Annotated in this window: 13 protein-coding genes and 1 pseudogene; 9 read left to right on the forward strand and 5 right to left on the reverse strand. The window is 39.0% G+C overall.

The features are described from left to right. Positions 1 to 760 precede the first annotated feature (760 nt). A pseudogene (locus tag HT730_RS10680) lies at positions 761 to 913 on the reverse strand (S26 family signal peptidase); the annotation flags it as partial. 597 nt (positions 914 to 1,510) lie between these two features. Here HT730_RS10680 and HT730_RS06640 point away from each other — a divergent pair. The 4 genes from HT730_RS06640 to HT730_RS06655 all read left to right on the forward strand — a co-directional run bounded on the left by HT730_RS06640 (position 1,511) and on the right by HT730_RS06655 (position 3,718). Further along, positions 1,511 to 2,383, forward strand: coding sequence for a DUF4300 family protein (locus tag HT730_RS06640; protein ID WP_173307141.1), 873 nt, complete (start codon positions 1,511 to 1,513; stop codon positions 2,381 to 2,383). 12 nt (positions 2,384 to 2,395) lie between these two features. After that, positions 2,396 to 2,572 carry a hypothetical protein gene (locus HT730_RS06645; RefSeq protein WP_173307142.1) on the forward strand — a complete coding sequence of 59 codons (177 nt, stop codon included), beginning with the start codon at positions 2,396 to 2,398 and terminating at the stop codon, positions 2,570 to 2,572. A gap of 114 nt (positions 2,573 to 2,686) precedes the next feature. After that, positions 2,687 to 2,998 carry a hypothetical protein gene (locus HT730_RS06650; RefSeq protein WP_173307143.1) on the forward strand — a complete coding sequence of 104 codons (312 nt, stop codon included), beginning with the start codon at positions 2,687 to 2,689 and terminating at the stop codon, positions 2,996 to 2,998. Between the two features lie 3 nt (positions 2,999 to 3,001). After that, positions 3,002 to 3,718, forward strand: a complete 717-nt coding sequence (locus tag HT730_RS06655; protein ID WP_173307144.1) for an alpha/beta hydrolase — start codon at positions 3,002 to 3,004, stop codon at positions 3,716 to 3,718. 127 nt (positions 3,719 to 3,845) lie between these two features. Here HT730_RS06655 and HT730_RS06660 read toward each other — a convergent pair whose 3' ends face one another. The 3 genes from HT730_RS06660 to HT730_RS10640 are packed head-to-tail and all read right to left on the reverse strand — an operon-like array spanning position 3,846 to position 5,695. After that, complete coding sequence (locus tag HT730_RS06660) at positions 3,846 to 4,661, reverse strand: TIGR03943 family protein (RefSeq protein WP_173307145.1); 816 nt, start codon at positions 4,659 to 4,661, stop codon at positions 3,846 to 3,848. Next, the gene (locus tag HT730_RS06665) at positions 4,658 to 5,563 is read right to left on the reverse strand and encodes a permease (protein WP_173307146.1); all 906 of its coding nucleotides are present in this window, start codon (positions 5,561 to 5,563) and stop codon (positions 4,658 to 4,660) included. The genes HT730_RS06660 and HT730_RS06665 overlap by 4 nt, the downstream gene beginning before the upstream one ends. Further along, complete coding sequence (locus tag HT730_RS10640; protein ID WP_000268685.1) at positions 5,564 to 5,695, reverse strand: SPJ_0845 family protein; 132 nt, start codon at positions 5,693 to 5,695, stop codon at positions 5,564 to 5,566. Between the two features lie 575 nt (positions 5,696 to 6,270). Between HT730_RS10640 and HT730_RS06670 the strand changes: the two genes are divergently transcribed. Genes HT730_RS06670 through HT730_RS06680 form a run of 3 tightly spaced genes read left to right on the forward strand, consistent with a single transcriptional unit; the run spans position 6,271 to position 9,167 of the window. After that, complete coding sequence (locus HT730_RS06670) at positions 6,271 to 8,400, forward strand: Tex family protein (protein WP_173307147.1); 2,130 nt, start codon at positions 6,271 to 6,273, stop codon at positions 8,398 to 8,400. Continuing rightward, entirely contained in the window at positions 8,387 to 8,836 is a 450-nt protein-coding gene (locus tag HT730_RS06675; RefSeq protein WP_173307148.1) for a SprT family protein, read from the forward strand. The genes HT730_RS06670 and HT730_RS06675 overlap by 14 nt, the downstream gene beginning before the upstream one ends. Before the next feature lie 58 nt (positions 8,837 to 8,894). After that, entirely contained in the window at positions 8,895 to 9,167 is a 273-nt protein-coding gene (locus HT730_RS06680) for a PspC domain-containing protein (protein WP_001085044.1), read from the forward strand. Positions 9,168 to 9,304: 137 nt separating this feature from the next. Here the strand turns inward: HT730_RS06680 and HT730_RS06685 are convergent, their stop codons facing one another. Beyond that, positions 9,305 to 9,502 carry a hypothetical protein gene (locus tag HT730_RS06685; protein WP_061439469.1) on the reverse strand — a complete coding sequence of 66 codons (198 nt, stop codon included), beginning with the start codon at positions 9,500 to 9,502 and terminating at the stop codon, positions 9,305 to 9,307. Positions 9,503 to 9,928: 426 nt separating this feature from the next. Here HT730_RS06685 and HT730_RS06690 point away from each other — a divergent pair, with 426 nt between their 5' ends. Together HT730_RS06690 and HT730_RS06695 are read left to right on the forward strand one after the other, a co-directional pair. Next, positions 9,929 to 10,687 carry an ABC transporter ATP-binding protein gene (locus tag HT730_RS06690; RefSeq protein WP_000173358.1) on the forward strand — a complete coding sequence of 253 codons (759 nt, stop codon included), beginning with the start codon at positions 9,929 to 9,931 and terminating at the stop codon, positions 10,685 to 10,687. 1 nt (position 10,688) lies between these two features. After that, complete coding sequence (locus tag HT730_RS06695; RefSeq protein ID WP_173307149.1) at positions 10,689 to 12,677, forward strand: ABC transporter permease; 1,989 nt, start codon at positions 10,689 to 10,691, stop codon at positions 12,675 to 12,677. The last annotated feature ends 83 nt before the right edge of the window (positions 12,678 to 12,760 follow it).

Raw genomic sequence — 12,760 nt, forward strand, 5'->3', positions numbered from 1 at the left:
TACCGTATATATGGTTATTGACTTCGTCAGTTCTATCTACAACCTCAAAGCAGTGCTTTGAGCAACCTGCGGCTAGCTTCCTAGTTTGCTCTTTGATTTTCATTGAGTATGAAATAAGATATGCACAAATTGATTAGGAAAGTCAAATGAATTTCTACAAATGTTTTAGCAATCGCAATCTACTTGTCTAGATTCGATCTGATATATTTTCGATTTAATGATATGGTATTTAAAACCTCCAAAGCAGCTTGCTCCATTCTTTTACTTACGTGAGTGTCGATGTTATTTATTGTTTTAGCGTCTTTGTGTTCTATTCTAACCATTATAGCATTCTTCTCAGCTAGTATACTAAGGAGTGTGTGCCTGAAAATATGGGAACTAAGGGGCTGGTTTATCGGTTTTGCTAGTTTAGTATTTGCCTTTTGCAAAGTGATCTTAAATGCCTTTCTCTAAATTTACATATCACTATTGTTTAACAAAATCTAATCTGCTTTAGGTCACTTATTCTTTTTTTGAAATGTAGAATGAACTTTTTCAAAGTTTTTCGAATCCTTTAAAATCTGTTTGTTTTATATCGCCATTCTCCCCCCTTTTTTAATTCTCCCTATATAGCCTGACAACTTTCCCGATAGTACGAATATGGTTGCTTTCGTCTAGGTGGATGTCGGGGTATTCGGGATTGAGTTTTTTTGAGGTAACCTTGGCGGAGTTTCTTGACATAGTTAGCGCCGTCTACTTGGAAGATGCCGATGGTATTATAGTCAATCTGTGGGGTATTCTTGATAAATAGGTAGTCGCTGTTTCTTATCTTTGACTCCATGGACCTGCTGACGACATAAGCGATTGCGTCGTAGTCGTCTGGGATTTCATCCTCATAGAATGGAAACTCCATATCTAAATCGTCATCCTGCATCAAGCGGCTACCTGCAGAGATAAACTACCTAAAACGAGAGTAAGTAGTCTGTCTGTAGTCGTCCAGTCTGATGATTTTTATGATACTTCGTTTATCTTCGTTTCTTCTTCGTTTTTCTGCTCATACAGTTGCCTCTCGGCATAGGTTAGGACTTTACCTTGTCTGGGTGGTGTCCGTTGGTCGTAGATAGATTGGATATCGCTAGGAGAATCCTTTTGAACTGGAGGAAAGAGGGCATCAATCAAGCTACTGAATACTTTAGCTAAATCAAATATAGTATTTTTCTTAGTAGACCTAACCCTTTTTTCATAATTTCCAATGGCATTTTTATTTATACCTATCTTAGTACCCAATTTTTATTGAGTCCAACTATTTACTAGTCTATATTGTTTTATTTTTTGCCTCTAAAAATCGCAATCTCTTCTTTATCCACGAATAAAATCGCTTTCTGTTTTTATAAGTAAAGCATCACACGAAATCCAAGAAAATGAAAACTTTGTTGTGTTTTCATAAAAAATTTGTTGACAGAGCACGAAACGCCTACTATAATTAAATCAAGCTTAAGGAAATAACAAAAAAAACAAATCGGAGAAAAAGATGAAGAAATCAAGAAAATTAGCCTCATTAGGAATCTGTTCAGCTTTGTTTTTAGGCTTGGTTGCTTGTCAACAAGATGCTACAATTTCGAACGGGACGAGTCAAAGGCAAACCAGTTCAGCGAAAGTTCCATGGAAAGCTTCATACACCAACCTAAACAACCAGGTAAGTACAGAAGAGGTCAAATCTCTCTTATCAGCCCATTTGAATCCAAAAAGTGTTGATACATTTTTTAATCTCGTTAATGACTATAATACCATTGTCGGGTCAACTGGCTTATCGGGAGATTTCACTTCCTTTACTCACACCGAATACGATGTTGAGAAAATCAGTCATCTCTGGAATCAAGAGAAGGGCGATTTTGTTGGGACCAACTGCCGTATCAATAGTTATTGTCTTTTGAAAAATTCAGTCACAATTCCAAAGCTTGAAAAAAATGACCAATTGCTTTTCCTAGATAACGATGCGATTGATAAAGGAAAGGTCTTGGATTCCAAAGATAAGGAAGAGTTTGATATTCTATTTTCGAGAGTTCCAACTGAGGCAACTACAGATGTCAAGGTTCACGCTGAAAAGATGGAAACATTCTTCTCACAATTTCAATTCAACGACAAAGCTCGAATGCTGTCTGTAGTCTTGCACGACAATCTGGATGGCGAGTATCTGTTTGTAGGCCACGTTGGAGTCTTAGTACCTGCTGATGACGGTTTCTTATTTGTAGAGAAATTGACTTTCGAAGAGCCTTACCAAGCGATTAAATTTGCCAGCAAGGAAGATTGTTACAAGTATTTAGGTACCAAGTATGCGGATTATACAGGCGAGGGACTGGCTAAGCCTTTTATCATGGATAATGATAAGTGGGTTAAGCTTTAATGGTAGTATGATATGACAGTAATCTTAGGACTTTTATTTATATTTTTGATGAGTTGGTGGGTTATTTCAATCGTTAATAGCCAGAAACCAGGAAAAAATGAAACATTTATTGGCTATATCCAAAGATACGATATTGATGGGAATGGCTATCAATCAGAAGTATGGGAAGTGACTGAGGAGGAAGATTAAGAAGTAAAAACAGCGTCTTCTTTTTAGTATTGCATCTATTTCCAGACAGTCCATTTGTAGTTTTATCTGGATTGGTTTATAATTTAACTTAAAGAAAATAGGAGGACTAATCGTATGGAATTAAAAGATTTTACAGAAAAAGAACAGGAAATGATTAAGAAGGGGCTGACTACGTCTAAGATTAGTGACAAGCAAACTGCTGAGAAGATTCTTGCTCTAGTACCACAAGACTTGATTAAGCGAATCCCATTTTTCGTCAGAAAACATGCTACGACACGTACTGTAAAACGCATTTCAATTGAACACCCTGAACTCTACGCTGCAGCTCAAACAAGTGGTGAAATTCCAGAAAAAGAACGCGAAGAATTGCGTCAAATTATCACGACTATCTTTGAACAAAAGATGAATAAGCATAGTATTAAGTAGAGAATGAAAAAATATTTTATTGGCGGTCTGGGAAGCAATATCTATCATAGCAAGGATTTTCTTCAAGAACTAAATTCGCAGATTTATTTTCTAAATCCATATGAAAAGCATCTTCGAGATGAAATAGAATTGAAATTATGGTTTAAAAATGAGATTGTAGAGGAAGAATCTATCTGTCTGATAGGCCATTCTCTTGGAGGGGATTTGGCTCGTTATCTCGCATCGGAATTTCATGAAGTGAAAAAACTGATTCTTTTGGATGGTGGCTATCTAGATCTAGATAAGATTTTACCTTTAGATACAGAGTTAGAGGAAACTAAAAACTATATTGAATCTCAAGTTGTTTCGGACTTAAATCTTCTTATTTCTAAAGAAAAATCCGAAGCAAAGCATTGGTCAGAAAATATGGAGAAAGCCGTAAGGCAGTCCTATCACTGGAATGCGCAGTATAATAGATATGAGTTAGCTATAAATTATGAAAATATAGAAGCGATACTCAGCCTACGGAGGAAAATACAAGCTTTTAAGAGAGAAGTGGGAGATACCTTGTTTATCAGTCCTCGCTATCCTAATGAAGCTAGATGGAGAGAGGAAACCCTAAAAGAATTACCAGATTATTTTGATACTATTTTTCTAGAAAACGTTAGCCATGAGCTTTATACTGAAGCACCCAAAGAAATCGCTAGTATGATTAATGAGTGGTTCTCTTATTCTCTATGAGGTACTTGTATTGCTTAAAATGTTATAAGATGAAAATCTACAAATCATTAATACTCAGATAACAAAAAACGAACAGGCTCTTTTTCTGTCATTCAGAAGAGAACTTGTTCGTTTTTATCTTGCTTTTTTAAAACACGCGATACACATAGGGATTCTCTGGTTTATCGACTTTGGTAAAGCTGTCGATTTCTAAGGTTGGGAGGTTTTGTTTGAGTTCTTTATGGTAGTGATTGACCAGTTTTCCTTTGGCTGTTATCCAGGTGTTATTCTCATATTGACGGGTATTTCCCTTGGTCAGCAATCCATAGACACCGGAATCCGCGATACAGTGGATAATGCCGAAGCGGAACAGAAATTGGCTATTGGCATGACTGGGGTCATTATAGACAAAGCCAGTGAACTGGACTGTCTTACCCTCAAACTCATCTGGATAGTCGTAGATAGCCTCCATGACTTCCATATAGTTTTCATTAGTGATCTGAATACTATCTTGGGACAAGTATTTATCCGCCGCAGTTCGCATTTCCTTTTCATAGGCAGATTTTGAAAAATAAGAACTGGTATCTGGTTTCAAATATTGGCTTGTCGTGCCTTCGCTTGTCTGAATGGCTTGATCCGTGCCTTCTGATAAGGGGAAATGATAGCCTTTGGCAGAAACGGTCTGAGAATCCAAGCTAACAGTTGGAAAAGTTAAACCGACGACAATAGGAATAGCCAGAAGAGCAATACTCGTCACCTTGGCCAATCGGCTGTTCAGATGACTGTGGGTTTTGACTTGCTTCATCCAGATATACAATTGAACAATAGCCAAGATAAAGGAAAGCACCATGGAAATATAGGCTAGATAGGAATAGTGCATATTGATGTACTGGTTTAATTTTCCGGACAGATGGAGATAAATGGTCAATTCAAAATAGCCAGCTAAAATTAAAAATCGAATCATAGGATGACTCCAATCAAGAGGGAATAGACTAAGACGACAAGAGTCACAATCGTTATGAAGTGACTGATAAATCGTGCTTTCAAGTAATTTTTCATCATGAGAATATTTTTGATATCCAGCATTGGGCCAATCACCAGAAAGGCCATAACTGGTGCCAATCCGAAACTCGAGAGAAGAGAAGCCCCGATAAAGGCATCCGCCTCACTACAGAGCGAAAGAAGAAAGGCCAAAAGCATCAAGAGCAGGATGGCAAAAAGAGGAGTCGCACTGATAGAGGTCAGAATTCGAGTCGGAACGTAGACCTGTGTCACAGAAGCAAAGAGACAGCCGAATACCAAATAACGTCCCGTATCAAAAAATTCATCAATTGCTTGCACAAAAACCTGAAAAACTTTTTTTGCAGGACTCAAATGAGAAAAATCGTGCTCATGACAGGCCAAACGATTTTCTTTCTGAATCGGTTCTTGCCAGAAGAATCCTAGAAAAATCCCAAGTATCACAGCCACTACAATGGAACCTAGAGCTCGTAACAGAGCGACATGGAAGGAGTTCCCAAAGGCAGAATAGGTCGCAAAGAGAACAATAGGATTGATGACAGGTGCTGTCACAAGAAAGGGAACGGCCGTGTAACTGGGAACCTTTTTTTCCAGAAAACGATTGATAATGGGGACGATTCCACATTCACAAGAAGGGAAAAGTATCCCAACGAAGGTCCCAAAAAAGATTCTCCCCCAACGATTTCGAGGGAGAAAATGATAAACCTTGTCAGGTGTGATATAGACCTCAATCAGCCCTGAGACAATACTTCCTATCAGAACGAAGGGTAGGGCTTCAATGATGATAGAGAGAAAAATAGCCCCAGTCTGAAGCACACTAGACGGGAGTTGTTGGAAAGCAGTCATCTAGTTTTTCTTTTCTGCTTTAGCTTTTTTCTCTTTGTCATCAGGGAAAGTGACCTGCTTCAAATCTGGGAGTTTCGCAAACTCTTCAAACATCTTGTCCAAGTCGTCTCGTTTTGTAAATTTTACAGCCATAGGTGTACCTCAATTCTAAATTCTACCTCTATTATACTATTATTTTGAGGAAAAGGGAAAAGTTAAAATTGAGTATCTAACGAATAATAGAGCTTTATAAATCCTGATTAAGTCTGGTAGATTGAGAAAGCTTGACAAAAAAAAGTAGATAGTGCTAGAATTACATTAACGAAAGACATTTGAGGGCAGAAAGGTTACTGCCGCACCTTGAAAAAGGTATCTGAGATGCTGGGTACACCGACCAGCCAAGTGTCCGTTATTTCAAAGGAGGGAGCTTAAATACTCTTTTTTGTTTAAAAATTTCAAAAAAGATTATCCCCACCGCAGGCTCAGGCTTGCGATTTTTTATTTGCTCTGAAAATTGATTCGTTAACTTCAACAATAGCTTTATAAAGCGTTTTGTAAAAAATAAAAACAGTGAAATTACTCATAGATTCTTTTGTAATCTAGTAGAATTTCAAATTGAAACCTTCTCAATGAATAGAATGTTGAAATGAAGTAAATTTATTTCCCAACTTATGTTTTAAAATTGTAAGAGCTAATTTGAAACGTTTAGCTTGTGGTATAATAGATTCATGGATAAAAAATATGAAAAAATCTCCCAGGATTTGGGAGTGACTTTAAAGCAAATTGATATCGTTCTAAGTTTGACAGCTGAAGGGGCGACTATTCCCTTTATCGCGCGTTATCGCAAGGACATGACTGGTAGTCTGGATGAGGTGGCGATTAAGGCCATTATCGACTTGGATAAAAGTCTGACCAATCTCAATGACCGCAAGGAAGCTGTTTTGGCTAAGATTCAAGAACAAGGCAAGTTGACCAAGGAATTGGAAGAAGCTATCTTAGCTGCCGAAAAATTAGCAGACGTAGAAGAACTCTATCTTCCATACAAGGAAAAGCGTCGAACCAAGGCAACCATTGCTCGTGAAGCTGGACTCTTTCCTCTTGCTCGCTTAATCTTGCAGAATGTAGCGGACTTAGAGAAAGAGGCTGAAAAGTTTGTCTGTGAAGGATTTGCGACTGGCAAGGAAGCATTGTCTGGTGCAGTTGATATTTTGGTTGAAGCCTTATCGGAAGATGTGACACTGCGCGCCATGACTTATCAGGAGGTGTTGAGACACTCTAAACTTACTTCTCAAGTCAAGGATGAAAGTCTTGATGAAAAGCAGGTTTTTCAGATTTACTATGATTTTTCAGAGACAGTGGGAACTATGCAAGGCTATCGTACCTTGGCGCTTAATCGTGGGGAGAAACTAGGAATTTTGAAGGTCAGTTTTGAACATGCGACGGACCGTATTCTTGCCTTCTTTGCTGCTCGTTTCAAGGTGAAGAATGCCTATATTGATGAAGTGGTTCAGCAGTCAGTTAAGAAAAAAGTCTTACCTGCTATCGAGCGCCGTATTCGAACAGAATTGACTGAAAAAGCAGAAGAAGGAGCTATCCAACTTTTTTCTGACAACCTACGCAATCTGCTCTTGGTTGCTCCGCTGAAAGGGCGCGTGGTTCTAGGATTTGACCCTGCCTTTCGTACAGGTGCCAAGCTAGCTGTCGTTGATGCAACAGGAAAAATGTTGACAACTCAGGTCATTTATCCTGTCAAACCAGCATCAGCTCGTCAAATCGAAGAAGCCAAGAAAGATCTGGCGGACTTGATTGGTCAATACGGTGTAGAGATTATAGCTATTGGAAATGGAACTGCCAGTCGAGAAAGTGAAGCCTTTGTGGCGGAAGTTCTTAAAGATTTTCCTGAGGTTAGTTATGTCATCGTAAATGAAAGTGGTGCTTCGGTCTATTCTGCCAGCGAACTTGCTCGTCAGGAGTTTCCAGACTTGACTGTTGAAAAACGCTCTGCTATTTCTATTGCCCGTCGCTTGCAAGATCCCCTTGCTGAATTGGTCAAAATCGATCCTAAGTCAATCGGTGTCGGCCAGTACCAGCATGATGTCAGTCAGAAGAAATTGTCTGAAAGTCTAGACTTTGTCGTGGAGACCGTGGTGAACCAAGTTGGTGTCAATGTCAATACGGCCAGCCCAGCTCTTCTTTCACACGTAGCTGGACTCAATAAAACCATCTCTGAAAATATTGTCAAATACCGTGAAGAAGAAGGAAAAATCACTTCACGCGCCCAAATCAAGAAAGTTCCTCGTCTGGGAGCCAAGGCCTTTGAGCAGGCTGCTGGTTTCCTTCGTATCCCTGAAAGTAGCAATATCCTTGATAATACAGGAGTTCACCCAGAAAATTACGCTGCCGTTAAGGAACTTTTCAAACGTTTGGATATTACAGACTTGAATGAAGAAGCCCAAAGTAAACTCAAGTCCCTTTCAGTCAAAGAAATGGCGCAAGAGTTAGACCTTGGTCCAGAAACTCTTAAAGATATTATTGCAGACCTTCTCAAACCAGGTCGAGATTTCCGTGATTCCTTTGACGCACCTGTACTTCGCCAAGATGTCCTAGATATCAAAGACTTAGTGGTTGGTCAGAAGCTAGAAGGTGTGGTGCGTAACGTCGTTGACTTTGGTGCCTTCGTTGACATTGGGATTCACGAGGACGGCTTGATTCATATTTCCCACATGAGTCGTAAATTTATTAAACATCCCAGCCAAGTGGTGTCAGTCGGAGATTTGGTGACCGTTTGGGTCAAGAAAATTGATACTGAACGTGAAAAAGTCAATCTGTCGCTCCTGGCTCCAAATGAAACTGACTGATTACGTCAAGCAGGTTTCACTAGAAGACTTCGGCAGACCTTTTATCCATCAAGCTCAGTGGAATTCTCGTCTACGTTCGACAGGTGGGCGATTTTTCCCCAAAGATGGGCATCTGGATTTTAATCCCAAGGTTTATCAGGAACTGGGTCTGGATGTTTTTAGGAGAATTGTCCGACATGAACTCTGTCATTATCACCTTTATTTCCAAGGGAAGGGCTATCAACACAAGGATCGGGATTTTAAGGCCCTTTTGAAAGCAGTGGATGGATTACGCTTTGTGCCCTCCTTGCACAATAACAACTCCAAGCCAATCAAGCTTTATCGTTGTCAATCCTGCCAGCAAACTTATCATCGCAAGAGAAGGATTGATACTATACGCTATCGCTGTGGAGTTTGTAGAGGTAAATTGCTACTGATAAATCAGCCTGAGGACTGATGAAAGCCGAGCCTACCCGTGTTATACTATGTCTAACCTAGCAGAAAGAGGAAATATCATGAACAGTAAATTTTATAAAATGAGACGAAATCGCATGATTTCAGGAGTTTTGGCGGGTCTGTCAGACAAGTGGAACTTTGATGTTACCCTTGTTCGTTTCTTGTTTGCCATTTTTACAGTTGCAAACTTTGGGCTTGGTGTGATTATCTATATCATCCTAGCTTCTATCATGCCTACCAAGGAAGAAATCGAAGCAGAAATGTACGGAACAGGCCCACGAAAACGCAAAGAAGCCCAAGCCATTGACGATAATGAAGGCTGGTTTTGGTGAGGTTCTACAAAAGATCTGGAATACGCAAAAAGCTTTAAATCAATAGTCTAAATTACTTGATTTAAAGCTTTTTTACTTTTAATAATATTTTTCCAGATTCATCTACAAACTAAAAATATTATTTTGAACTTAGATTTCTAATCTGATTTTTCATGCTGAGACAATACATTTTTTGATAAATGATGGATACTGATAACAACTGATAGCCAGCAAATAGCATAAGCAGTAGCTGTAGATTGTGTACCGATAAAGTATGTCTTTTCAACTAAGAGCTGACCGATGAATGGAGAGAGGAGATAGAGAAGTCCGATGAGTATATGTTCTTTGTGTTTCATTAAAGCGCACCTTCTTTCCTTATAGGTTGAACGACTTGCAAGTGTTAAATTTAATGGTATGTTATCTAGGTAAGCTTACTCAAATGTTAGTTCCCGCTTCCTCCTTTCAAAAGTAAGCCTTTTCACACTTATATTTTACAATTTTAAAAATAGAAAATCAAATCATTTTATAAGTAATTTTGCCTACATTCCCCCAATCTTACAAAAATGTAAGATTAAAGTCTTTTTTGTAAGGTTAGGTTATGGCAAGCGGTCTTTTTTTGATGTAAACTAGACTCATAAAGAACAAAGGAGTAACATCATGAAACAAATCTTACAGAAGAAAACAAGAAAACCAAGTCACAAAGATATCGAGCGTGTTCAGCTGGGATGCGCTATGATGCAAGCAACATTTCATTTGATGGGATATTAAGAAAGGAGATTCTCATGACACTTTTAGATGTAAAACACGTTCAAAAAATTTATAAAACTCGTTTTCAGGGCAACCAAGTAGAGGCCCTCAAGGATATTCACTTTACCGTAGAAAAGGGTGACTACGTTGCCATCATGGGTGAGTCTGGTTCTGGTAAATCAACTCTTCTCAATATCCTAGCTATGCTGGACAAACCAAGTCGTGGGCAGGTTTACTTAAATGGAACGGATACCGCAACCATTAAAAATTCACAGGCCTCTAGCTTCCGTCGTGAAAAGTTGGGCTTTGTATTCCAGGACTTTAACTTGCTAGATACTCTGTCTGTTAAGGACAATATCTTGCTTCCGCTTGTCTTGTCAAGAAGACCTATTACGGAGATGATGAAGAAATTGGTGGTGACAGCTGAAAATCTAGGCATCAACCAATTACAAGAGAAGTACCCTTACGAGATTTCAGGTGGGCAGAAACAGCGTGTAGCAGTAGCCCGCGCCATCATCACAGAACCTGAAATTCTCCTTGCGGACGAACCGACAGGAGCTCTTGACTCCAAATCATCTGCAGCACTTCTTGATGTTTTTGATGAAATCAATGAGCGCGGGCAAACCATTCTTATGGTAACTCACTCAACAGCTGCGGCCAGCCGAGCTAAACGTGTTCTTTTCATCAAGGACGGCATTCTTTACAACCAAATCTACCGTGGAGAAAAAACAGAGCGTCAGATGTTCCAAGAAATTTCTGACACCTTGACTGTCATGGCAAGCGAGGTGAATTAGTATGTTTCGATTAACCAATAAGTTAGCGGTATCGAACTTGATTAAAAACCGCAAACTCTATTATCCTTTTGCACTAGCTGTTCTATTAGCAGTCACTGTCACCTATCTATTTTACTCTCTAACTTTCAATCCAAAGATTGCTGAAATCCGTGGAGGAACAACCATTCAGGCTACACTTGGATTTGGTATGTTTGTCGTCACCCTTGCGTCAGCCATTATCGTCCTCTATGCCAATAGTTTTGTTATGAAAAACCGTTCCAAGGAACTGGGAATTTATGGCATGTTGGGCTTGGAGAAACGTCACCTGATCAGTATGACCTTTAAGGAGTTAGTGCTATTTGGGATTCTAACTGTTGGAGCAGGTATCGGTATTGGAGCCTTGTTTGATAAGTTGATTTTCGCTTTCTTGCTCAAACTGATGAAATTGAAGGTTGAGCTGGTCGCTACCTTCCAGATGAAAGTTGTCATTACAGTACTTGTTGTCTTCGGTTTGATTTTCCTAGGCCTCATGTTCCTGAATGCCCTTCGAATCGCCCGTATGAATGCCCTCCAGCTCTCTCGTGAGAAAGCTAGTGGAGAGAAAAAAGGTCGTTTCCTAACTCTCCAAACCATTCTTGGTTCCATTAGTTTAGGGATTGGCTATTATCTTGCCCTTACGGTAAAAGATCCTCTTACAGCCTTAACAACCTTCTTCCTAGCTGTTTTACTGGTTATCTTTGGTACCTATCTTTTGTTCAATGCAGGGATTACCGTTTTCCTTCAAATCTTAAAGAAAAATAAGAAATACTATTACCAACCTAATAACCTCATCTCTGTTTCCAACTTGATTTTCCGTATGAAGAAAAATGCAGTTGGACTAGCAACCATCGCTATCTTGTCAACAATGGTTTTGGTAACCATGTCAGCAGCGACAAGCATTTTCAATTCCGCAGAAAGCTTTAAAAAAGTTCTAAATCCTCATGATTTTGGAGTTTCAGGGCAAAATGTTGAAAAAGAAGATTTGGACAAACTCTTGAGCCAGTTTGCAAGTGACAAAGGTTATAGTGTCAAAGAGAAAGAAGTTCTTCGTTACGCTTACTTTGGTGTTGCAAACCAAGAAGGAAATAAGTTAACTATTTTTGAAAAAGGACAAAATCGTGTCCAACCCACAACAGTTTTCATGGTATTTGACCAAAAAGATTATGAAAATATGACTGGTCAAAAACTGTCTCTATCAGGAAATGAGGTCGGACTCTTTGCCAAGAATGAGGGAGTTAAAGAACAGAAAACTCTAACTCTGAATGATCATCAATTTTCTGTCAAAGAAGAATTTAATAAAGATTTTATTGTCAACCATGTCCCAAATCAGTTTAATATTTTGACTGCTGATTACAATTACCTTGTTGTACCTGATTTACAAGCCTTTTTGGATCAATTCCCAGATTCGGCTATCTATAATCAGTTTTACGGTGGCATAAATGTAAATGCCAGTGAAGAAGAACAACTCAAGGTCGCTGACGAGTATGATAAATACCTCGATCAATTTAATGCTCAATTAAACACGGAAGGTAGCTATGTTTATGGTAGCAATCTATCAGATGCTAGTTCTCAGATGAGTGCCCTCTTTGGTGGTGTCTTCTTTATCGGTATTTTCCTATCCATTATCTTTATGGTCGGAACTGTTCTGGTCATCTACTACAAACAAATTTCTGAAGGCTACGAAGACCGTGAACGCTTTATTATCTTGCAGAAAGTCGGTTTGGATCAAAAGCAAATCAAGCAAACCATCAACAAACAGGTTTTAACTGTTTTCTTCCTTCCTTTGCTCTTTGCCTTCCTACATCTAGCCTTTGCCTACCATATGCTTAGTCTGATTTTAAAAGTGATTGGTGTACTGGATACGACTATGATGTTGATTGTGACCTTGTCTATCTGCGCTATCTTCCTCATCGCCTATGTCTTGATTTTTATGATTACTTCAAGAAGCTATCGCAAGATTGTCCAAATGTAAAAAAAAGATACCTCGACTTCAAAATCGAGGTATTTCTTGTATTTTATACTCAATGAAAATCAAAAAGCAAACTAGGAAGCTAG

The organism is Streptococcus sp. k-628 (assembly GCF_013277475.1).
GTDB lineage: Bacteria > Bacillota > Bacilli > Lactobacillales > Streptococcaceae > Streptococcus.

Coding starts and splice junctions, on each gene's coding strand:
- HT730_RS06640 (WP_173307141.1), top strand. CDS start 1,511: ATGAAGAAATCAAGAAAATTAGCCTCATTAGGAATCTGTTCAGCTTTG.
- HT730_RS06645 (WP_173307142.1), top strand. CDS start 2,396: ATGACAGTAATCTTAGGACTTTTATTTATATTTTTGATGAGTTGGTGG.
- HT730_RS06650 (WP_173307143.1), top strand. CDS start 2,687: ATGGAATTAAAAGATTTTACAGAAAAAGAACAGGAAATGATTAAGAAG.
- HT730_RS06655 (WP_173307144.1), top strand. CDS start 3,002: ATGAAAAAATATTTTATTGGCGGTCTGGGAAGCAATATCTATCATAGC.
- HT730_RS06660 (WP_173307145.1), bottom strand. CDS start 4,661: ATGATTCGATTTTTAATTTTAGCTGGCTATTTTGAATTGACCATTTAT.
- HT730_RS06665 (WP_173307146.1), bottom strand. CDS start 5,563: ATGACTGCTTTCCAACAACTCCCGTCTAGTGTGCTTCAGACTGGGGCT.
- HT730_RS10640 (WP_000268685.1), bottom strand. CDS start 5,695: ATGGCTGTAAAATTTACAAAACGAGACGACTTGGACAAGATGTTTGAA.
- HT730_RS06670 (WP_173307147.1), top strand. CDS start 6,271: ATGGATAAAAAATATGAAAAAATCTCCCAGGATTTGGGAGTGACTTTA.
- HT730_RS06675 (WP_173307148.1), top strand. CDS start 8,387: ATGAAACTGACTGATTACGTCAAGCAGGTTTCACTAGAAGACTTCGGC.
- HT730_RS06680 (WP_001085044.1), top strand. CDS start 8,895: ATGAACAGTAAATTTTATAAAATGAGACGAAATCGCATGATTTCAGGA.
- HT730_RS06685 (WP_061439469.1), bottom strand. CDS start 9,502: ATGAAACACAAAGAACATATACTCATCGGACTTCTCTATCTCCTCTCT.
- HT730_RS06690 (WP_000173358.1), top strand. CDS start 9,929: ATGACACTTTTAGATGTAAAACACGTTCAAAAAATTTATAAAACTCGT.
- HT730_RS06695 (WP_173307149.1), top strand. CDS start 10,689: ATGTTTCGATTAACCAATAAGTTAGCGGTATCGAACTTGATTAAAAAC.